Source organism: Paenibacillus sp. Dod16, from assembly GCF_049893405.1.
Classification (GTDB): Bacteria; Bacillota; Bacilli; order Paenibacillales; family Paenibacillaceae; genus Paenibacillus_AQ.
Map to the genome: position 1 here is coordinate 23887 of NZ_JBNDYG010000060.1, position 18475 is coordinate 42361.

Annotated in this window: 26 protein-coding genes, 1 tRNA gene and 1 pseudogene; 23 read left to right on the top strand and 5 right to left on the bottom strand. The window is 43.9% G+C overall.

What is annotated here, in order from left to right; translation table 11 throughout:
• Positions 1–36 precede the first annotated feature (36 nt).
• Positions 37–1185, top strand: a complete 1149-nt coding sequence (locus tag ACPV3A_RS32345) for an aminotransferase class V-fold PLP-dependent enzyme (RefSeq protein ID WP_426203805.1) — start codon at positions 37–39, stop codon at positions 1183–1185.
• A gap of 38 nt (positions 1186–1223) precedes the next feature.
• Complete coding sequence (locus ACPV3A_RS32350) at positions 1224–1742, top strand: DUF4446 family protein (RefSeq protein ID WP_426203807.1); 519 nt, start codon at positions 1224–1226, stop codon at positions 1740–1742.
• Here the strand turns inward: ACPV3A_RS32350 and yyaC are convergent.
• Positions 1699–2304: a spore protease YyaC gene (gene yyaC / locus ACPV3A_RS32355; RefSeq protein WP_194540271.1), complete on the bottom strand. Its 606-nt coding sequence runs from the start codon at positions 2302–2304 to the stop codon at positions 1699–1701. The genes ACPV3A_RS32350 and yyaC overlap by 44 nt on opposite strands.
• Positions 2305–2534: 230 nt before the next feature.
• On the opposite strand from yyaC, the gene ACPV3A_RS32360 reads away from it, so the two are divergent.
• The 4 genes from ACPV3A_RS32360 to ACPV3A_RS32375 all read left to right on the top strand — a co-directional run bounded on the left by ACPV3A_RS32360 (position 2535) and on the right by ACPV3A_RS32375 (position 4211).
• Positions 2535–2819, top strand: a complete 285-nt coding sequence (locus ACPV3A_RS32360; protein ID WP_374198223.1) for a DUF3343 domain-containing protein — start codon at positions 2535–2537, stop codon at positions 2817–2819.
• A 16-nt stretch (positions 2820–2835) separates the two neighbouring features.
• Positions 2836–3723 (top strand): mechanosensitive ion channel family protein, encoded by an 888-nt coding sequence (locus tag ACPV3A_RS32365; protein WP_220687050.1) that lies wholly within the window; start codon positions 2836–2838, stop codon positions 3721–3723.
• 69 nt (positions 3724–3792) lie between these two features.
• The gene (locus tag ACPV3A_RS32370; RefSeq protein WP_071219319.1) at positions 3793–4014 is read left to right on the top strand and encodes a DUF951 domain-containing protein; all 222 of its coding nucleotides are present in this window, start codon (positions 3793–3795) and stop codon (positions 4012–4014) included.
• 106 nt (positions 4015–4120) lie between these two features.
• Positions 4121–4211: transfer RNA gene (locus ACPV3A_RS32375), tRNA-Ser, on the top strand.
• A 579-nt stretch (positions 4212–4790) separates the two neighbouring features.
• On the opposite strand, the gene ACPV3A_RS32380 is transcribed toward ACPV3A_RS32375, so the two are convergent.
• A complete protein-coding gene (locus ACPV3A_RS32380; protein ID WP_071219336.1) occupies positions 4791–4985 on the bottom strand; it encodes a YjzC family protein in 195 nt (64 codons plus the stop codon).
• A 238-nt stretch (positions 4986–5223) separates the two neighbouring features.
• Between ACPV3A_RS32380 and rpsF the strand changes: the two genes are divergently transcribed.
• From rpsF to ACPV3A_RS32415, 7 genes are all read left to right on the top strand, one after another.
• On the top strand, positions 5224–5508 hold the full coding sequence (rpsF, locus tag ACPV3A_RS32385) for a 30S ribosomal protein S6 (RefSeq protein ID WP_009591503.1): 285 nt from the start codon (positions 5224–5226) through the stop codon (positions 5506–5508).
• Between the two features lie 48 nt (positions 5509–5556).
• Positions 5557–6051, top strand: coding sequence for a single-stranded DNA-binding protein (gene ssb / locus ACPV3A_RS32390; RefSeq protein WP_071219337.1), 495 nt, complete (start codon positions 5557–5559; stop codon positions 6049–6051).
• A gap of 342 nt (positions 6052–6393) precedes the next feature.
• On the top strand, positions 6394–6678 hold the full coding sequence (gene rpsR / locus ACPV3A_RS32395) for a 30S ribosomal protein S18 (RefSeq protein ID WP_023559051.1): 285 nt from the start codon (positions 6394–6396) through the stop codon (positions 6676–6678).
• Positions 6679–6892: 214 nt separating this feature from the next.
• Complete coding sequence (locus ACPV3A_RS32400; RefSeq protein ID WP_237716596.1) at positions 6893–8041, top strand: tyrosine-type recombinase/integrase; 1149 nt, start codon at positions 6893–6895, stop codon at positions 8039–8041.
• Complete coding sequence (locus tag ACPV3A_RS32405) at positions 8038–9435, top strand: tyrosine-type recombinase/integrase (protein ID WP_379265171.1); 1398 nt, start codon at positions 8038–8040, stop codon at positions 9433–9435. The genes ACPV3A_RS32400 and ACPV3A_RS32405 overlap by 4 nt, the downstream gene beginning before the upstream one ends.
• Positions 9428–11059, top strand: coding sequence for a tyrosine-type recombinase/integrase (locus ACPV3A_RS32410; protein WP_426203813.1), 1632 nt, complete (start codon positions 9428–9430; stop codon positions 11057–11059). The genes ACPV3A_RS32405 and ACPV3A_RS32410 overlap by 8 nt, the downstream gene beginning before the upstream one ends.
• The gene (locus ACPV3A_RS32415; protein WP_005828377.1) at positions 11056–11502 is read left to right on the top strand and encodes a DUF6262 family protein; all 447 of its coding nucleotides are present in this window, start codon (positions 11056–11058) and stop codon (positions 11500–11502) included. The genes ACPV3A_RS32410 and ACPV3A_RS32415 overlap by 4 nt, the downstream gene beginning before the upstream one ends.
• A 137-nt stretch (positions 11503–11639) precedes the next feature.
• Here ACPV3A_RS32415 and ACPV3A_RS32420 read toward each other — a convergent pair whose 3' ends face one another.
• On the bottom strand, positions 11640–12536 hold the full coding sequence (locus ACPV3A_RS32420) for a manganese catalase family protein (protein WP_426203815.1): 897 nt from the start codon (positions 12534–12536) through the stop codon (positions 11640–11642).
• Between the two features lie 82 nt (positions 12537–12618).
• Positions 12619–12936: a YuzF family protein gene (locus tag ACPV3A_RS32425; protein WP_310670640.1), complete on the bottom strand. Its 318-nt coding sequence runs from the start codon at positions 12934–12936 to the stop codon at positions 12619–12621.
• 129 nt (positions 12937–13065) lie between these two features.
• On the opposite strand from ACPV3A_RS32425, the gene ACPV3A_RS32430 reads away from it, so the two are divergent.
• From ACPV3A_RS32430 to ACPV3A_RS32470, 9 genes and pseudogenes are all read left to right on the top strand, one after another.
• On the top strand, positions 13066–13269 hold the full coding sequence (locus tag ACPV3A_RS32430; RefSeq protein WP_144873228.1) for a hypothetical protein: 204 nt from the start codon (positions 13066–13068) through the stop codon (positions 13267–13269).
• A gap of 12 nt (positions 13270–13281) precedes the next feature.
• Complete coding sequence (locus ACPV3A_RS32435) at positions 13282–13512, top strand: hypothetical protein (RefSeq protein WP_128630839.1); 231 nt, start codon at positions 13282–13284, stop codon at positions 13510–13512.
• 129 nt (positions 13513–13641) lie between these two features.
• Positions 13642–14166 carry a spore germination protein gene (locus tag ACPV3A_RS32440; RefSeq protein ID WP_035316911.1) on the top strand — a complete coding sequence of 175 codons (525 nt, stop codon included), beginning with the start codon at positions 13642–13644 and terminating at the stop codon, positions 14164–14166.
• Positions 14160–14797: pseudogene (locus tag ACPV3A_RS32445) on the top strand (spore germination protein). Before ACPV3A_RS32440 ends, ACPV3A_RS32445 begins: the two are co-directional and overlap by 7 nt.
• On the top strand, positions 14797–14967 hold the full coding sequence (locus ACPV3A_RS32450; protein WP_007779739.1) for a hypothetical protein: 171 nt from the start codon (positions 14797–14799) through the stop codon (positions 14965–14967). The pseudogene ACPV3A_RS32445 and the gene ACPV3A_RS32450 overlap by 1 nt, the downstream one beginning before the upstream one ends.
• 12 nt (positions 14968–14979) lie before the next feature.
• Complete coding sequence (locus tag ACPV3A_RS32455) at positions 14980–15054, top strand: CHASE3 domain-containing protein (RefSeq protein ID WP_081494688.1); 75 nt, start codon at positions 14980–14982, stop codon at positions 15052–15054.
• Positions 15055–15723: 669 nt separating this feature from the next.
• Positions 15724–15960, top strand: coding sequence for a hypothetical protein (locus ACPV3A_RS32460; RefSeq protein ID WP_426203819.1), 237 nt, complete (start codon positions 15724–15726; stop codon positions 15958–15960).
• A 54-nt stretch (positions 15961–16014) separates the two neighbouring features.
• Entirely contained in the window at positions 16015–16242 is a 228-nt protein-coding gene (locus tag ACPV3A_RS32465; RefSeq protein WP_426203821.1) for a CBO0543 family protein, read from the top strand.
• Between the two features lie 349 nt (positions 16243–16591).
• Entirely contained in the window at positions 16592–17635 is a 1044-nt protein-coding gene (locus ACPV3A_RS32470; protein WP_426203823.1) for a YkvI family membrane protein, read from the top strand.
• Positions 17636–17687: 52 nt separating this feature from the next.
• Here the strand turns inward: ACPV3A_RS32470 and ACPV3A_RS32475 are convergent, their stop codons facing one another.
• Positions 17688–17897 carry a DUF1657 domain-containing protein gene (locus ACPV3A_RS32475; RefSeq protein ID WP_426203825.1) on the bottom strand — a complete coding sequence of 70 codons (210 nt, stop codon included), beginning with the start codon at positions 17895–17897 and terminating at the stop codon, positions 17688–17690.
• 210 nt (positions 17898–18107) lie between these two features.
• On the opposite strand from ACPV3A_RS32475, the gene ACPV3A_RS32480 reads away from it, so the two are divergent.
• On the top strand, positions 18108–18475 hold a 368-nt coding region (locus tag ACPV3A_RS32480), incomplete at its 3' end, for a DUF421 domain-containing protein (protein ID WP_426203827.1).

Genomic DNA, 18475 nt, shown 5'->3' on the forward strand with positions numbered 1-18475 from the left:
GAGACACCAATACGGCAAAGATGAAGGTGAAATATCATGGACCCGATCGTTTATCTGGATCATGCAGCCACTTCGTGGCCAAAGCCGCCTGAAGTATTTGAGGCGATGAGAAAGGCGATGGAAGAGGCGGCTGCAAACCCGGGACGTGGGAGTCACCGGATGGCGGTGAAAGCTTCCCGTGTGCTCTATGGAACACGGAGGACGCTCGCAGACTTGTTTGGGGTAAAGAATCCTAATGATATTGCGCTGACATCGAATACAACAGAAGCGTTGAACTTAGCGATCAAAGGGTATTTGCGTGAAGGCGATCATGTGATTGCTACCATGATTGAACATAATTCAGTGCGAAGACCGTTAGAGTATTTGAAACGCACCCGAGGGGTACAAGTAGACTATATTCCTGTCGATGAGGAAGGTCAGCTTGATGTGCAACTAATAGAGGGAGCTTTTCGTTCTAATACTAGGCTTGTTGTGTGTAGTCACAGCTCCAACCTTCTTGGTTCAATCATTCCTCTCGTTGAAATCGGAGAACTGGTGAAGAAAAAAGGGGCTGTACTGCTCGTAGATGCTGCCCAGAGTGCCGGTATGCTGGATATTCATGTCGAGACGATGCATGTAGGTATGTTGGCTTTTCCGGGGCATAAAGGGCTTCTGGGGCCGCAAGGAACAGGTGGGTTGTATATCTCGCCTGATATTGATCTGGAACCATTACTGCATGGAGGCACAGGGAGTCAATCAGAGGCTATTGAACAGCCGACGGTACGTCCGGATCGATATGAGGCAGGGACGCCTAACACGATTGGACATGCGGGACTGCAAGCGGGTGTGAAGAAGGTGCTTGAATGGACACCGCAGCATATTTACCAACACGAATGGGAGCTAACCCAATATATGATTGAGGGTCTGCAAGAGGTAGGAGGCCTTCGTATATTAGGTCCTGCACTTGGTCAAGCGAGGACAGGTATCGTAGCTTTTGTGTCAGAGCGATACAGCGCGTCCGAGTTAGCTTTTCGACTGGACCGGGAATATGGGATTGCCGTGCGTGCTGGTTATCATTGCACACCGCTTGCTCATATGGCATCAGGCACGGAACAGACAGGTGCAGTCAGAGCGAGTGTGGGGATATCTACTAGCCGTGACGAGGTAGAGCTCATGCGAAAGGCGATTGCAGAAATTCATAGATAATCAAATAGATCAAGATGGAGAAGAGGAAGGAAGAAAGCATGTCTGAATTAAATGAATTGATCATGGAGCAGCTTCATTGGTTTGTCGTCGGAATGGTCATGATCATCTTGATCTTATGGGTAACTTTAATTGTTCAAGGGACAAAACTGCGTAAAATGAAGCGTCGTTATGATGCGATGATGGCAGGCAGTGGGGTAGAAGATATCGAATCGCTGTTGGTCCAACTGAAAATCCAAATGGATGAGATTGAAGAGGGCCATGCCCATCATCAAAAAATGCTGGATACGATCAGCGGCAGTTTGAAAGGTATGAAGTCCAAGGTTGGTATCGTACGATACAATGCGTTTGGCGAGCGGGGGAACGAAATGAGCTTCTCCCTGGCTATTCTCAGTGAACAAGAGGAAGGGATTGTGCTGACCGGTCTGCATAACCGGGAGAGCTCCTATGTGTACGCTAAACCACTGAAGGATGGGCAGTCCAAATATCCATTGTCTCCGGAAGAAAAAGAGGCCGTCACTCTTGCGCTGCAAGAAGGGTCGAACGGTTCCACTCTTTAATGCCTGCAAATAGGCAGGTTGCAATAATATCGGACAACCGCATGACCAAGCTTAAGCGAGTGTTCTGCAATACGAAGTATTCCATAAAGCCGCCGACATTGACGATGCCCGTTACGTGGATATCGCCGACCGGCGGTAATTCTTTATGTACGCCAGCTCCGGGCTTTAGAGGGCCATCGGATATCTGAATAGAGCCTACACTTGATGATTGCCCCAGACACGCATCAATGCCGATCACAAAAGGGTTGTCGAATTTTTCATATATCGCCGTTAGTGTATCCTTCAGATTCATGGCGTGGACAGGCTCGTCCAGCGTGCCATAGAGATGAAACAGGGGACTGTTGTAGCGTGCAAGCGAGGTGCCGACAAGGGGTCCCAGACAATCGCCGGTAGAACGGTCGGTACCGATGCAGACAATGACAAGCGGACGATGCTGAATACGGGCGTCAGATAGATGGAAGAGCAAGCGATGTATAATAGCAGAATGGATATTAGGGTCCGTGTGTGGTATTTTTAAGCTGGAAGCCTCCGGGCGAGACGTGATTTTAGATAGACGGTTCATAGAATCTTCCTTTCGTCTGCATTTGGTAGTATCAGTATATGGATGAAAGACTGTTTTTATACTTTGGGATTCGCTTAAAATGTGATTTAAATTCAACTCGGACAGAAGAATGTTCTCAGGATAAGGAATGTGCCTGGGCAGAATGAGGTATATGAATATACTTGATCTATGAAAAGGTTTATATAAAACTCTTAATCATTGGGAATGATGATGAGAAGAAATTAGAGAAAATGATAGCCATGATGGAGGGGGACGGGGCAGTGGAAGGCGCGATGTTGATCGCATTTGATTCCACCCAGCAGGCGCTGCGTGCAGAAATGCTGCTGGAGTACGCGGATATCGAAATTGATCTTTTTCCTACACCAAAAGAGATTACGGCTGGCTGTGCATTATCGATTCAATTCCCGCCTGATGCGTTAAATGATGTTCAAGCGATCATCCGACAGGAGCATGTGGAGATCCGGGGTATCTTTGCGTTGGATAACAACGAGAAGTATATCAACATCGAAGAGTAAGGGGAGGACATCAGGGATGAGGGGCTTTAGTTACTTATCTGGGGATGTGAATTTAGAGACATTGGCTGAGGAGGCTGAGGGTTTGAAGGATCAGATATGGAGATGGTTAACGAATGAAGAGATGTGGATGAATATCCTGTCATCCGGCATTCGGGTCATTATCATTTTTATTCTGACGCGTCTCGTGATACGAGTTGTGTATAAGATGATTGATCAGTTTATCCTTAGGCAGGAGAAGAGCCGAATTCAAGTGAACTCAAGACGGTTTGTCACGGTAGGGGAGTTGCTAAAAAATGTAACCTCTGTTGTGTGCAACTTTGTTATGATTTTGATCATTCTCTCAGAGTTCAACTTCGAGTTAGGGCCACTGTTAGCCGGTGCCGGGGTACTTGGCCTTGCCATAGGTTTTGGTGCACAGAGTTTAGTGAAGGATGTTATTACCGGATTCTTCATTATATTCGAGGATCAGTTTGCAGTAGGCGACGTAATCAAGAGTGGTGAGTACCGGGGAACTGTTGAAATGATCGGACTTCGCACATCGCGAGTTAAAGGATTGAATGGAGAGACCTATATTATTCCGAACGGAATGATTACCAGCGTCACGAATTACTCCCTTTCCAATTCATTAGCCATTGTAGATTTGCCCGTAAAGAACGACCAGCAGGTGAAGGATACGATTACGCTAATTCAGTCGGCTCTTACGGGAATCATGGACCGACGCCCAGAGGTCCAGCGGACACCGGATGTATTAGGAATCCAGTCATTGAATACTTCTGAATATGTTGTTCGTATAGTGGCGGAATGCAATCCCAATGCAAGAGAGTATGTGGAGCGCCAGATATTTACGGATATCAAACAGGCTATTGAAGCACGGGATATGGGACAAGAACGCGTTCAGGCTTGATCTAACCGGTTATCCAATGATATATAATAGATAGAAGAAGTAATAGAGAAGTAAAAGGGAGCGATAGCCATGGAGCGCAAGGTATTTCAGTTAGGGGATATCGTTCAGATGAAGAAGCCTCATCCCTGTGGAAATAATGAGATGGAGATTATTCGCATGGGGATGGATATTCGGATCAAATGTACCAAGTGTCAGCATAGCGTGTTGATTCCCCGTGTAAAGTTTGAGAAGAATATGAAGAAGGTTTTGCGTTCGGCTCAGGAGACGGAAGGGGCGGGAGATACACCGTAATATCTCCTCTCCTAAGCGTTCCAAGCGGTCATTGAAATCCAAGGAACAGTGAGATCGACAAGCTATTGACCAGATAACGTTTCCATGATATAATCAATTCTGCTGTGGAAAGGTACCCAAGAGGCCCAAGGGGGCTGACTCGAAATCAGCTAGGCGTCGCAAGGCGTGCGTGGGTTCGAATCCCACCCTTTCCGCCACCAATCGTTGAAAGTTCCGCTGTTATGGATATAAACGATGTTTGATACATAAGTTAGGCGTTAAGCTGTAAAGCGCCCTTGAATAAAACACCCTCATGCAGACGATCTGTGGGGGTGTTTTTCGTTGCTACAAGCATGAGCAAAGGTCCCGAGCTTTGAACGAAAAAAGAAGGGCCCGATTGGGCCCTTCTTTCTGGGTAGGCGGTGCTTGTGAATTGGAATCATTTTATCAGCACTTCTGCGAACCTTGTCAATAGCTTCACTTGTCCAAGCGGTCAAGCATTCGGCTCATTTCCTCAGCTTGCAATCCGTGTGACGATCAGAAACCTCATGCGTCGTTCTGCTGCAACGTTCAACGGAACCACACCTCTCTCATGCACCGCCTGATTATAATGTGCGCATAAAGGTCGGTTTGTATACATGCGAATTTCACTGGATGAAAATCCCAACATTAAATGTTTAGTTTTCATGGATTAGCTGACAGTTTTCAAGCAATGTTCTGACATCTCCCTGTACACAAGATGCTGTAGGCACATGTGCAAAGCTCTTCTAGGCTGTTGATCCATTCAGGCGATTTGATTACTTAGGCTGCACTCGGCGCTTGTTTAACCATACACGATCATCATTTTGGGTTTCGGGAAAGGTATCGCCTTTGCTCATTTTAATTTGACGAGGGTTTTCGATCCCCATGATGTGGTCTCTGACACCCACTTCCATATAAATACCGTTGTTTGGAGCTTTATCACCCGCACGAAATTCGGACTGTTCTCCCATTGTGGAATTCCTCCTCATTATGATGGATGGACTGCATGTATTATCATGCGCCATTGGACCCTAAATCATTGCAGGGAAAGTGAGAAAGGCGCGGGAATAAAGGGAAGGGCACAGATTCAGCACCGAAAAGAAACTTGCATCCGATCACCCGTTCTGATATAGTATTATGGTGCGAGTTAGACTCGCTCCTTGCTCTCAACAGAGATTGAGGGCCGAAGTCCATAAGGAGGTGAAACATATGCGCAAATATGAAGTGATGTACATTATTCGTCCTGACATTGAACAAGAAGCTGTTCAAGCTGCAGTCGATAAATTCCAAGGCATCATCTCCAACGGCGGAGAAATTACAAAGCATGACGTAATGGGTAAACGCCGTCTTGCGTATGAGATCAAGAAATTCCGTGATGGCGTCTACGTTCTGGTAAACTTCAACGCAACACCTGAAGTTGTAGCTGAGCTTGAGCGTCTCATGAAGATTTCTGACGAAGTTATTCGTTATCTCATCACGAACGACGTTGCTTAATACGTAAATAAACTTTGTAATTGATTTCGTTCTAAGGAGGGGATTGGATTGTTGAACCGTGTCATTTTGATTGGCCGACTGACTAAGGATCCCGAGCTGCGATATACTCCTTCAGGTGTTGCTGTAACGCAATTTACACTTGCTGTCGATCGTCCGTTTACCGGACAAGGCGGGGAGCGCGAAGCGGATTTCATTCCGGTCGTGACCTGGAGACAGCTTGCGGAGACTTGTGCAAACTATCTGCGTAAAGGCCGTCTGACGGCTGTAGAAGGGCGCATTCAAGTGCGGAATTACGAGAATAACGAAGGTAAGCGTGTATACGTCACCGAAGTCATTGCCGATAATGTTCGCTTCTTGGAGTCAAACCGTGAAACAAGCGGTGGCGGAGGAAATCGTGAGGAATCATCGTTTAGCGGAGGAAGCAACAGCAATAGCAGTGGCGGAAACCGCGGGAACAATAACTACTCGCGAAACAACAATCAGGATCCTTTTTCCGACGAAGGAAAACCAATTGATATTTCGGATGATGATTTGCCTTTTTAGAGAGCGTAACATCTGAGAGCAAGAAAATGCTTTAAGACCTCAGTAAAACAAGGGGTTTTAAAGCATTTTAACTGTGTAATGGTAATCTTCATTTACGACCAGCATCCACGGTTTATTAAGATCGCATGATGTTGAGTAAAGTGTGTAATACGTTATGACAGTCAATGTAGTCTAGTGATGATGACCATCCTTATTTCAAGATGTGGGTGCAGCCCCGTAGTGAGAAGTTGGGTGTGGGTAAGTCGTAAGACTTATCCACACCCAACTTTGAACTAGGGGATAGCCAGAGAAAGCTTATTACGTTTGACCAATATGCATAATGAAAGGAACGAGAGTATAACAATGGCATTTGCACAAAGAAATGACGAAGAACGTGGCGAAAGAAAGTTTGCTCCACGTAGAGGTGGCAAAGGTAAACGTAGAAAAGTTTGCTACTTTACAGTCAATAAAATTACTCATATTGATTACAAAAATACGGAAGTTCTTAAAAAGTTCATTAGTGAACGGGGGAAGATTCTTCCTCGCCGTGTGACTGGAACAAGCGCAAAATATCAACGTGCTTTAACAGTTGCAATTAAACGTGCTAGGGCGGTAGCGTTGCTTCCGTACACAACGGATAATATCTAGGAAAAAGGTGTGTTGGCCTTATGGCAACACACCTTTTTCTATGGCAGCACAAAAGAGTTCATTGTACCCGCGGCGGAAGAGCATTGCATATGCGAATCGTTCCTTTTGTTTCTTGAGTTTAGTCCGGAACTCAACTATGATAATTGACAATTAGCTCCATAATAATAGATGATGGATGATATATACACTCAAGTTCGGTTAAAGTGGGAAAACATTGGCTGAACATCATATAGTATTGATCTTGGTGGTGATGAATATGGGTAATCTGAAAATTGAAAAAACTCTCAATGAGGCCGGAAAACGAAATGTAGTAGTTGTGGATGAGGACTACAACATTGTCGAGGAAATAACATTGTTTCTTCACTATTTAGAAGAGAAGGGGCACTCTGAGAACACAATCGAAGGTTATAGTAGAGACTTAAAGGAATATTTCACTTGGTTAAACGAAGTGGGGCTTAAATTTTACGAGGTTAGGAAAGCGGATATGTTTTCTTGGCTTGAGTATTTGAAAACGAAAGTCGGAAAGACGGACAAAGAGAAATCTGCAAAGACAAAGAATAAGTATATGGCAACAATAGCCTCATTTTATCGATTTTATGAAGTGATTGGGGGCTTTGTGACGGAGAACCCATTAACTTATAAAGATGATTCAAAAAACAGACATTTCCTAGTTCAGAAAGTTAGTCGTAAAGATATGGGTTTTAATTTCTTCCGAGTTAAAGAGAAAAAATCAGTTAAGGGTAAGCGTTTGACTCGGGAACAGGTTGAAAAGCTCTATCAAGGACTTGAGATGTTACAGTCAGATGAGAGCTTAAATGCCCGAAATCAGTTATTGTTCAGATTTCTTTATGAAACGGGTTGCCGGATTAGTGAGGCATTAGGTCTTCGTATAGGTGATTATGAGATTCAAACAAAAGTTGGGGTTATAAAGGTAAAAGAGCATGATCCACTATACCATAAAGACCACAACATCAAATCACTAGAAAGGGAAATACCCGTCAGCAGAGATATTGTCTTTGCCATAGAGGATTATATCTTGTATCATCGCCCTGATGATGGAAAACATCTTACGATATTTGTGAATCATGAAACCAGCCCTGGCCAATATATGATCCGCGATACGATAACAAAGCTCTTCAATAAGCTATCTGAACAAGTGGGTATTAAATGCACTCCTCACATGCTTAGGCACACCCATGGAACCGAACTCACCGAATCGGGATTTGATATGCGTTATGTCCAAGATAGGTTAGGTCATAATGATGTTAAGTCTACGAGTAAGTATCAACATTTGTCGCTTGAAGCGAAAACAACGGCATATGAAAGCTTCATGCGTCAGAGAAGGAGCGCGGAGTTGAATTGAGTAGAGCGTATATTTCAACAGTTGATACAAAAACTGATAGATGGGAGGTTCCGTATCAATCGAGTTATGGTGATAAATTATCTTTTGAATTTTCATATTTGCCAAATAAATGGTTCAAGAAAATACATAAGCAAATAACAATTGAATGCATGAGTCTAGGGAAGCCGAGCGTCGAAACACTGTATCGATATAATTATTCATTGAAACGGTTCTTTGAATTCCTGAAAGAATACAACTTGAAAATTATGGATTATGCCGATTTATCGCACCAAATTACTCAAATGTATATTTATTATTTACAACAGATTCATTTAGCAAACTCTACAAGATCGGTTGCTATGTCTGCACTAAAATGGGTAGTAGAACATGGGCAGTTTTTTGAGTATGATGGTTTTCCGGAGGGACAGGTTTTTGATGGAGATGAGTACCAAGCACTGAAGCAAGATGATGTTTTAAGGACAAGGTATATACCCGATAATGTAATGGAACAGATTGAAATAGCTTTAAAAAAGGAGAATAACATCCTCTTGAAGTCTATTGTGGAGATCGGCATCGATTCGGGAATAAGGCTTTCAGAGGTTTTGGACCTAACCGAGGGTTGTATAACTGAAGATTTTACAGGAAAACCCGTATTGTATGTTTTCTCTCCGAAAAATAAGGCTGACAGATATATCCCCGTATCAAATCGAGTCAAACGGGCAGTTCAACTACTTGAACAATACTCAGAAGTGGCCAGGAAAGAACTTGCAACAAACTACATTTGTCTTTACTGGCAAAAACGGAATATACGGTACGCCAGACTGCTCCAAAAAATATTTCGAGATAAACTTTATCGGTTTGTCAAAAAGTATGATATCAGAGATAACAATGGCGAATTATACCCATTAACCTTTCACGCATTTAGGCATACGCTTGGAACGGACATGCTAAATAAGGGCATGAGCATGTTTGAAATTCAAGAATATCTAGGTCACGAATCATTGCACTCCACAAGCTTATATGCAAAAGTCCAAAATCCAAAAGTTGAAAGCGAATATAAAAAGCTTGGATTTATTGGCATGATAGTCAAGGAAATCAATGAGAAGGAACTTGGTCAAGGAAAGAATCTCGACACGGAAACGCTATTGTCTGCTTCATTGCCTGATGGGGCTTGTCAGAAGCCGATAAATAATGAGGGCAAGATATGCTCTAAATTTAATATGTGCGTGATCTGTCCTAAGTTTATCACGACTCCCGAACACTTACCAATTCATAAAGACCATTTGGATCGTCTCAGAGCCAACAGAGAGGCATATATGGCTCAGGAGTATATCGGGACGACACATCATCTTGAGACTGTTGAATACGCCTTAGAAACGATTATAGGGCGTTTGGAGGCGATGCAGAGTGGTTGAAAGTATAAAGCTTCAATTGTTTGATTACAACCCCCTAATAACCCAATCAGATTTCCGTTGCGGTAATAGTAAATTCTCAGACAATGTATGGGATTTTAACGGATTTATTAATGTAGAGCATTTGTCTGGCAAGAGGCTTATGATTGATTTTGAATTTGTTGTTGATAAGCCCAAAATGCTAGAAGTAATAAAATGGTTTATGCATCATGAGTTAACCACGGGCAAGTTTTCAACTGCCAAACGAAATTTAGACGGTGTTGTTCGATTTTCTAAATTTATAAAAGAATATGCGCCGGAAGTGGAGTCGTTTTCAGAAATTGATCAGATTTTATTGGAGATGTATTTTACGTATTTGCCTGAAGCGAAAAGCGAGACAAGCGGTCAGTTAATAAGTTCTGTTTCAATCAAGAAAAGTGCATTGGCGTTAAAAGAAATCTTATTAAAGGGAAATATTAAAGGCTGGGATGTTCCAAAAGATGTTCGATTTGTTCAGGGTATGTACAATGAGCTCATTATTAATAACAAAGCGTTAAAGAAGGATGCCAAGCAAGCAGAGCAAGTAAACATTGATAAAATTTCGGACGAACAGTTGATCGATCAGATATTGCGTAAAGCAGTAAGTGATTTAGATATGGACGAAAATATACTTGTTGCAGCTAGCGTAGTAGTTGGATTGCAGCTTGGACTTCGCATTAGCGAAATCATTACGATGTATAATGCCTCCATTGAGCCAATTGGCGGAGAAACTAAATTAGTATACAACACCGGTAAACTGCAAGCCGAACCTACGAGGGTGTATAAACCAGCGAATGCCCTTGTCGTACAAGCCATTACGAAAGTTGAAAAATACACGGATCCGTTAAGAAAAGAATCGGGCTTACCGTATTTATTTCTTAATCGAATACGTAATGTCAAAGGATATCCCGTGGGTATAGTTTCCCATGCAAATTGGTCAAAGAATTTTCTAAGACCCTGGCTTCAAAAACACAATCTCCGATATAAAAATGGAGATATTGCTGATTTTTCATCTCATACATTCCGCCACGCTTGCGCTACGTATGCTTTAAAAGGCGGGGCCTCTCTGGAAACCATACGGGAATTGTTAAATCACAAGTCCATTAGAGGTACACAGCACTATACACACCTGCTTCAAGAGGATGTAAGGAACAAGTTCGCGAAAGTATTCAATGAAGGCGCAGTTCTTGTTGGTAAGCAGGCTCTTCAAATAAAAGAAAAACTTAAAGTAATTAACCCATTCAAAGGAAAGACCATCGAACAAGTTGATAAATTGCGTAAAGCGCATAAGATTCAAATTTTGTCACATGGACTTTGTCTTCACCATCCAATGCGAAATGAACCTTGTGAAGGCGACGGGGTATGTTTAGGATGCCGCAATTTTTTGACTACTCCGGACTTTCTTGAAGTTCATAAAGGCCGGTTGAAAAAAATTCGTAGCGAATTGGCATCTGCACCTGCTGGAGGTCCTTATGAGAACAAGTTAAAGACAATTGAAAAATACCTCGTAGGAATTATTGATGAGTTGGAAACCCAGGTGAATTATTCCGGAATTGATAATCATTCAGATTACAATATCACACCAAGCGAATGGGAGGGAATGGCATGAGTGACCCTTCTAAAGAAAATAAACTCGTTACACTGGAGCGTATCGAACAAGCAATAACAAACCTCCGAAAAGGAAAGAAAAAACTGTCCATATCAGCGATTGCTAAAAAAGCTGGCATTGAGCGAAAGACGATCTATAATCGTCCTGATCTTAAGGAACGCTGTGATCAAGCCATTTTGCTGCAGATGGAAATTGAAAAAGGGGCAGAAGAAATTGCAGCTACTGCAATCGAAACGTCAACCAGACCAAGCGGCAAAAGATTGCTTGAGAATCGGTATGAAAAAGTTAAGCAGGCGCTTCAGAATGAGAAGGAAAAGAACGAGAAACTTCTGGAAATATGCAGAAAACATGTCATAGAGAAAGCACAACTAAAATCTCGCATCGAATATTTAGAAAATAAAATTCAAGAACTAAGGGATAGGCAATTGAAACCATTCAAATAAAGGCTTGTGCTTGACCGCCACCATGTGACGAGCCGCACGCTGGGAGTCGCGCACGGCTAATAGAAATAAACATAAATAAAGGTTTCGTATACATGCCATATAAGCAGCAACCCTTACCCGTATAGGAACGCAACACCTTACAATCCGGCGAGCTTTTGCAGCCGTTGGGCAATCTGCATAAAATCCTCATTCGAGATGCCAGGGGCAAATTCTTCCGGCACTTCTTCAAGATCGGGCACTTCCCCTCCTTGGGGAACTCCTCTGACGACTTCCAATCGCTCTCCGTCGGAAGGGTGGGATCCTTTCCAGATTTGAGCGATATCTTCATAGTCTGAATCGCTAAACGTATATAACTTTCGATGAATTCCCTGTTCTTCGTATTTGCGGGTCGCATCAAATGCCCGATTCTCAAGATTGGGAATAGGGAGCATTTTTTTTAAGTCGACTCCGGTCATGATTTCGAGCGCCTTCGCGTAAGCAAGCACATGAACTCCCCCGCGGACCAGCAAGTAACCCGTCATTTCGCGGGCGACAGGATGATCTGTCATCTCGTACACGCGCATCTTATGGGTGCGGGCGCCGCATTCGAGAAAAAAGTTATGCAGCAGATCAAGTACCAGATTGCCGCTGTTAAAGACATAATCACCGTTCCATGCTTTGCCCATCGAATCGCCGGGCAACGAGGTTTGAGCTGATGCAATAAAATGGTAGGTATTGCGTTTGTCAACCCCGTTGCGCAGAGGCGCCGCATCCGGATCTGCGGGGAACGTGGAACCAGACAAACATAAATTGATGGAATTCATCACCAACTCCACATGGCCGACTTCCTCCGCTGTAATGCTAGCCACAAGTTCATAGAAGGGCTTCAACTTTCTCTTGCTACGAAAATTCGAAGATTGAACCAAATAATTATTCAACGTAGACATCTCCCCGAAACGGCCGCCTAATAGTTCCTGTACGGCCGCCGCGGCGTTGGCGTCCGGATGTTTGGGAACAGGCAATGCAATGGGCAATAAATTGATGCGCTTGAACATGGCGGACATCATCCCCTTACCAAATTGATGGTTCTTATTATCTTTATGACAGGGGACGTTTGTCTCATGCCGCGCCGGAGCGCTAAGAAGGCATAACCCAGATCATTTGCTGCGTACGTAAGAAGAAAGAAGCACTGTCTGTTTGCAGCCCAACATGATCCGGTCTCACGTCGGTTATCGTACCCCGAACAGGACCTCGAAACGTTTCAATAACCACCGGCTTTCCTTGAAGCGAGCGCAAGGTGTGATAAAAATACGGGTCAACCAAAGTTACTGTAGATAATGTGGAATTTGCCGTTTCCCTGTACATTCCATTTGGATAAGCATACACGTTGAAATCTCCTCCTCGATCTCGGTTTCCTTTTAGCCTATGCTGAAGAACGGGAGGTTGTGTTTCCATCCGCGTCTAGACAAACAACCCGATAAAAATTACTGGAAACCGGGCGGATGCCGTTGTCGCTTCTACACGTCTGCTATAGACTGTTGCTGTAAGTTCAAACTTCACCTACCCAAGGAGGAATGGTTTCGAATGCAGTTTACTAAACAGGCAATGCCCATGTTTACGCATGACCACGCCGCTTATGTCAGGCAAATGCACGACTGGCACATGAAAATGGCTCAATATCACGACCAATTGCGTGCTTTCCATCTGGAAAGAGCGAAACAATTTCAAAAGCTGGCCGAAGAAAGAGCGAAAACGTCAGAAATATCCAGCGACACCAGCGCCGCTTAAAGGCGAACCGACGTGGAGCGATGTGATGAATTGGCAGCATTCCGAATCAAAATCTGGGACCGTTATGTAACCCTTCGTTCCCAATATGGAACCCGGATGCCCTTGTCTTTCGATCAGTTCTGGTACGACTTTTTAGCCAGGCACATGATATCCGACAGCAAGGTTGAGAAAGTGTATGAGGACTTCTGCAACAACTGGGAGAAGCAGTGTTCGCAAAATGTTCACGATTCAAGCCACCGGTAGTAAAATCGGTGGTTTTTTCACGAACCGACTCATAATCTCAAGACTGCCAACAACCCGGAACTGCGAAGCATGTTTTTTGTTATATCGGGAAAAATAATACATGGACTGAACGCGAAAGGCAGGGAGACGATGCGTTGGATCGGTTGGTTTAAAAAGCAAGACAAAAGCGATACGCCAAAAGAAGCCGATACCCAACCTCCTGCAGGTAACTTGTCTCCGCAGCACGTGCAGCAATTGTTTCACGATATTCACGATGCACAAGTGCATGAGTTGGATGCGGGAGGGCGGAAAGTCAAGCTGTTCTACATCCGTTCCTTTGTGGATCAAAATCAGGTCGAAAGCGACATCGTGCTTCCCCTTTTGCACGCCCCGGACGAACAAGCAGGACAAAAGGTGATTTCCGAAGATCGGGTGGACGTAACGACGCTGCAGCAAACCGAAGAGCTCATCTTGCAAGGAGGAATCCTTGTTTTTGATGAAATCGGGAACGTTTGTGCAATCAAAAAGCAGAATCAGTTGGGCCGCGCCATCGATTCTTCCGAGCAGGAATCGATTGTGTACGGCCCTAAAGACAGCCTAACCGAGCAGTTGGACAAAAGCTTGAGCTTAATTTGTTTCAATCCCCAGAAGACTATGTACATCGCTGGTTGGTAAGCACCTTCCTGCGGGGACTTCGTTTTGTCGCGTTTGTAATTGCTTTGTTTTTGACCCCGGCTTACGTAGCGGTGACGGTTCATCATTATCAGGTGGTTCCTTTGGAGATGCTATTTCTTCTGATGTAATCACGGAGTGAAATTCCATATCCACCGTTCTGGGAGGCGCTGCTCATGCTGCTGACTCTGGAAATATTAAAGGAAGCCAGTTTGCGCATGCCCACCAAATCCAGCCAAACACTCGGCATCGTAGGCGGTATTGTCATCGGTCAAGCAGCCGTGGAGGCGGGAATCGCAAGCAACGTGATGGTGATTGTAATCGCCATTTCCGCCATGCCTCCTTTCTCGTTCCCAATTATTTAATGACAAATGCGAGCAAGCTTCTTCAATTTTCACTGTTGATTCTGGCGGCATGGCTTGGCATGTGGGGTATCGGTCTTGGTTTGATCTGGTTCTGCATCCACCTGCATGGACTGACTTCGCTCGGGCAGCCGTACTTGCAACCACTTAGCCCGTTTTTTGCTAGCGACTGGAAAGATACAGTGCTTCGTTTGCCGCTATCCAAAATGCGTACAAGGCCAGCTTATTTGAAGACGTTGCAACGGATGCGCGTAACCGGGAGGAAACCGTGATGTCCCCCCCTGTGCGTCCGGTCAGTTTGTATTCGATTTCAGCGCCTTTCGGATTTTTGTCCCTCGCTTTCTGGGCAAACCGGATGCAGATGGCTGCATTCCAGAAGGAAACCGAGTTTATTACGAATCATGATATGGAAGTACACAGCCTGGCTCAATCCATCGAATAAGATCTTGTCGATATGGAAACGGGCCAGCGTGGTTTTGTGATAATCGGAGAAGCGCAATATTTGGATCCTTATAATAACGGGAATTAAAACTGGCAGACGTACTATGACGCTCTGTTCGGACTTGTCGCCGATAACCCGGACTAGCAGGAAAAACTGAAATTCAAGTCGCCGGAGAGAAAGTGATTGCTTTGCTCGCTTCGCGCGTTAGTTGGAAAATTCAAAGTATAATTTTCGAAGACAACTTATCCTGCGAAATAGGACCAAAGCCCGGCTGTTGTCCAATATGGACAGATCCGGTCTTTGATATTTGTATGCGGGGGCTGGAGTAGATTGGATCAAAGTGGAACTTTCACGATGCGGATTGCTGCTTGGCGGAATAGGATAATTCGTTTCTGGACAACTTAAATGCTGTTTGCATAAATTTGGAAAGGTGGATACCTGCATGTCACCAACATCCAGTACAAGCGTTGAAAACCGGACTACCTCTGCCCCAAGACAACCGAATCGATGCAAAAATTGCATCTGGGGCAACTGGGATGGACTGAAACAATTTTGTTCAAAACCTGTCTGCATTAAGAATCAACCGCTATAATTGAAAAACGCCAACAAATGTCAAGGAGAGGGATGAGTTTCCATTTAGCCATTGCTTTGTGGACAGTATTGTGTTTCCGCTGAAAGGTAACGTCCAACTTCTGGCGGGATTGCCTGTTCAGAAGTTGCTGAATATAATGACCGTATTCACAGGAATCGAAAAGGATGCGTCCTCATTATGTTGGCCTGCAGGAACGGGATACTCGAAGCCATAGCGAGATTGAAAGAGTCCGCCATCGCTTGGGGCAATCGATACGAAGAGCGAGCGGCTTTCTGCAAGGCTTGGCGACCGCTTCAGGATTTTCGAAACGGTTCCTGCCGTGCTGCACCAAGAAGTCGACAAGACGTTGGACAGACATCTCAGCAAGCTCTTCGATCGATTCGAACTCCTGGCTATTTTGAATCGGATTTCGGGATAAGAGGGCTACGGGACAGTTTCTACTATCCGGGTTTACGATGATTATCGTGTCATCATGGCCGAACCAGCTTGGGATTGCCATGGGACTCTGGCATTATCACAGGGAAGTCCTACCGTTCATGTCGGCCATTTTTCCAAGGAATTTTTCACTTCTTCCCGCCACAGTGATGTTCTTAAACCAGTACAAGCCGGAACCCGCTGATAAAGGCTCTCCTATTTGGGGGTTTTTCCGCTTTTGTGGCCGAGCCGATCTCACAAATGGCTGATTTATATCATTCCATTCACTGGAAGCAATATCTATTCATTTCCGATCTATGTCGGGCTATATCTGCTGGCTTCGAGCATCGCCAAGCGGGGCGTTGATTGCACAGATTCATCCTCGGTAGATAAATAAAGGCCAAAACCATAAGTTTACCGATTCCAAAAATCATGCCCAGATTCATGAGCTGCATATTTACCATGTCATTGTTAAAGACTCAAGTTTGTTAATTGATGATCTACCGGACCACTATCGTTTCTCGTCATAACGGCTGACAACGAGTTCCTTTTGGAATAAGCAATTTTTTTAAGCATAGAATTTAATGATTCTATTCTCTACCAGGACATGGGTGAAATATGAAGAAAAAAACAAATATGATAATACAAATCGCCGCGACATATACGGGAACCGTGGTGGGAGCCGGATTTGCCTCAGGACAGTCGATTATGCAGTTTTTCACGGTATACGGAGCCTATGGGGTATTAGGCATTTTATGCAGCACCTTTCTTTTTGTATGGATCGGCACTAAAATGATGATTCTAGCTCACCATATCAAAGCATTTTCATATCAGGAGTTTAATGTTTATCTGTTTGGCAAGAGTTTCGGCAAAGTCGCAAATGCCTTGACTTTTATTATTCTATTTGGGGTAACGGCCGTGATGCTTTCAGGTACCGGTACCATTTTCGAAGAACAACTCCGTCTACCCTATCAACTGGGTATTATCATCAGCATCATTTTGTGTTATCTGGTGATGACGAAGGAAATCAGCGGAATTATGTTCGTAAACTCGTTAGTCGTTCCCATGATGCTTTTTTTCACTATTCTCCTTGTCGTAAAGGTTGTCAGAATAGACAATATTTTTGATATAGTCGGTTGGCAGAACCAACAACTGTACAATTTGAAGTGGTTCGTGAGTCCGTTTGTGTATGCAGGATTGAATTTTGCTTTTATTTTAGCCGTTATGGTTCCTCTAGGGAGTGAGGTGGATGACGAAAGCGCATTAAAATGGGGAGGGTTTTGGGGAGGCATTGGTCTTGGTTTTATGCTTCTTGTCAGCCATTTTGCAATGAGCTCAAAGATGCCCGAGATTCTTCAATACGATATTCCGATGGCCGAGATTATTCGAGATTTCGGGCAGTTTTTTCATGTATTGTTTTTGCTCGTAATCTATGGAGAAATATTCACCACATTGATAGGCAATGTCTTCGGAATTTCTCGTCAAATCCAAAGTCTATATCATCTTCCTAAAAGTTGGTTAGTTCTCGGCATATTACTTGCTAGTTTTTTGATTAGTCAAGCCGGTTTCACCTCCTTACTTACTTATCTTTATCCGCTGTTTGGATATATGGGTGTGATACTTCTCGTTTTTTTAGCGGTTCAACGGCTGCCCAGGGACTAGAAGGTTAGCTGTCTAAACAAAAGAATAGTGGCGAAAAGAGATCAAACCCTACTCAACTTGTAGGGTTTGATCTCTTTTCTAATCTGTTCACCGATGAAAACAGACAAGCCATGTCCTGCACGATTTGTTGGGTTTGTTGGGCCGCATTCGTAAAGAGCGATTTTGCTTCTTGATTTTGTGTTTCCAAAGCAAATTGTTCCAGACTCGCCTGAGCACTTTTTAAAGATGCTACGCACGTTTTCACTTGAGAAGCAACTGTCACGGAATGTCACCTCCTTTACCTTAGGATAGGATAATGTTTCAGGGGTAATAGGAATAGATGCTTACATTCTCCCAATACCGAAATTAATATTTCCGTCTCGCAACAAAAGCATACGTTAGAAAAATTTTCAAATGGAAATGCATGAAAATAATGGAATAGGGACATATTAACTTTTGTCGATTAATGTGATTGGAAAGGAATGGTGATATTATGCCGGATTGGGTAGAAATCGCTTTGCGAACGTTATTGTCTATGGGGGTTCTTTTTGTCCTAACGAAGATATTGGGTAAACGACAGGTATCACAGCTTTCATTGTTTGAGTATATCACCGGAATCACGATCGGCAGCCTTGCAGCTTACGTTTCGTTGGATCTGGAGTCCAATTGGTATCTGGGCTTGGTTTCGATGACTGTTTGGACCGTTGTTTCTTTAGGGATTGAATTTTTACAGCTGAAAAGCAAAACGGCAAGAGACCTATTCGACGGCAAAGCAACAGTGCTCATTAAGGACGGCAAGATCATGGAGGATAACCTAAAAAAAGAAAGGATTACCACGGATGAACTTATGGAACAGCTTCG

Coding starts and splice junctions, on each gene's coding strand:
- ACPV3A_RS32425 (WP_310670640.1), bottom strand. CDS start 12,936: ATGGAAACACAACCTCCCGTTCTTCAGCATAGGCTAAAAGGAAACCGA.
- yyaC (WP_194540271.1), bottom strand. CDS start 2,304: ATGAACCGTCTATCTAAAATCACGTCTCGCCCGGAGGCTTCCAGCTTA.
- ACPV3A_RS32460 (WP_426203819.1), top strand. CDS start 15,724: ATGCGTCCTCATTATGTTGGCCTGCAGGAACGGGATACTCGAAGCCAT.
- ACPV3A_RS32365 (WP_220687050.1), top strand. CDS start 2,836: ATGAGGGGCTTTAGTTACTTATCTGGGGATGTGAATTTAGAGACATTG.
- ACPV3A_RS32430 (WP_144873228.1), top strand. CDS start 13,066: ATGCAGTTTACTAAACAGGCAATGCCCATGTTTACGCATGACCACGCC.
- rpsR (WP_023559051.1), top strand. CDS start 6,394: ATGGCATTTGCACAAAGAAATGACGAAGAACGTGGCGAAAGAAAGTTT.
- rpsF (WP_009591503.1), top strand. CDS start 5,224: ATGCGCAAATATGAAGTGATGTACATTATTCGTCCTGACATTGAACAA.
- ACPV3A_RS32420 (WP_426203815.1), bottom strand. CDS start 12,536: ATGTTCAAGCGCATCAATTTATTGCCCATTGCATTGCCTGTTCCCAAA.
- ACPV3A_RS32465 (WP_426203821.1), top strand. CDS start 16,015: ATGATTATCGTGTCATCATGGCCGAACCAGCTTGGGATTGCCATGGGA.
- ACPV3A_RS32415 (WP_005828377.1), top strand. CDS start 11,056: ATGAGTGACCCTTCTAAAGAAAATAAACTCGTTACACTGGAGCGTATC.
- ACPV3A_RS32370 (WP_071219319.1), top strand. CDS start 3,793: ATGGAGCGCAAGGTATTTCAGTTAGGGGATATCGTTCAGATGAAGAAG.
- ACPV3A_RS32360 (WP_374198223.1), top strand. CDS start 2,535: ATGATAGCCATGATGGAGGGGGACGGGGCAGTGGAAGGCGCGATGTTG.
- ACPV3A_RS32345 (WP_426203805.1), top strand. CDS start 37: ATGGACCCGATCGTTTATCTGGATCATGCAGCCACTTCGTGGCCAAAG.
- ACPV3A_RS32350 (WP_426203807.1), top strand. CDS start 1,224: ATGTCTGAATTAAATGAATTGATCATGGAGCAGCTTCATTGGTTTGTC.
- ACPV3A_RS32440 (WP_035316911.1), top strand. CDS start 13,642: ATGCGTTGGATCGGTTGGTTTAAAAAGCAAGACAAAAGCGATACGCCA.
- ACPV3A_RS32470 (WP_426203823.1), top strand. CDS start 16,592: ATGAAGAAAAAAACAAATATGATAATACAAATCGCCGCGACATATACG.
- ACPV3A_RS32450 (WP_007779739.1), top strand. CDS start 14,797: ATGTCCCCCCCTGTGCGTCCGGTCAGTTTGTATTCGATTTCAGCGCCT.
- ACPV3A_RS32380 (WP_071219336.1), bottom strand. CDS start 4,985: ATGGGAGAACAGTCCGAATTTCGTGCGGGTGATAAAGCTCCAAACAAC.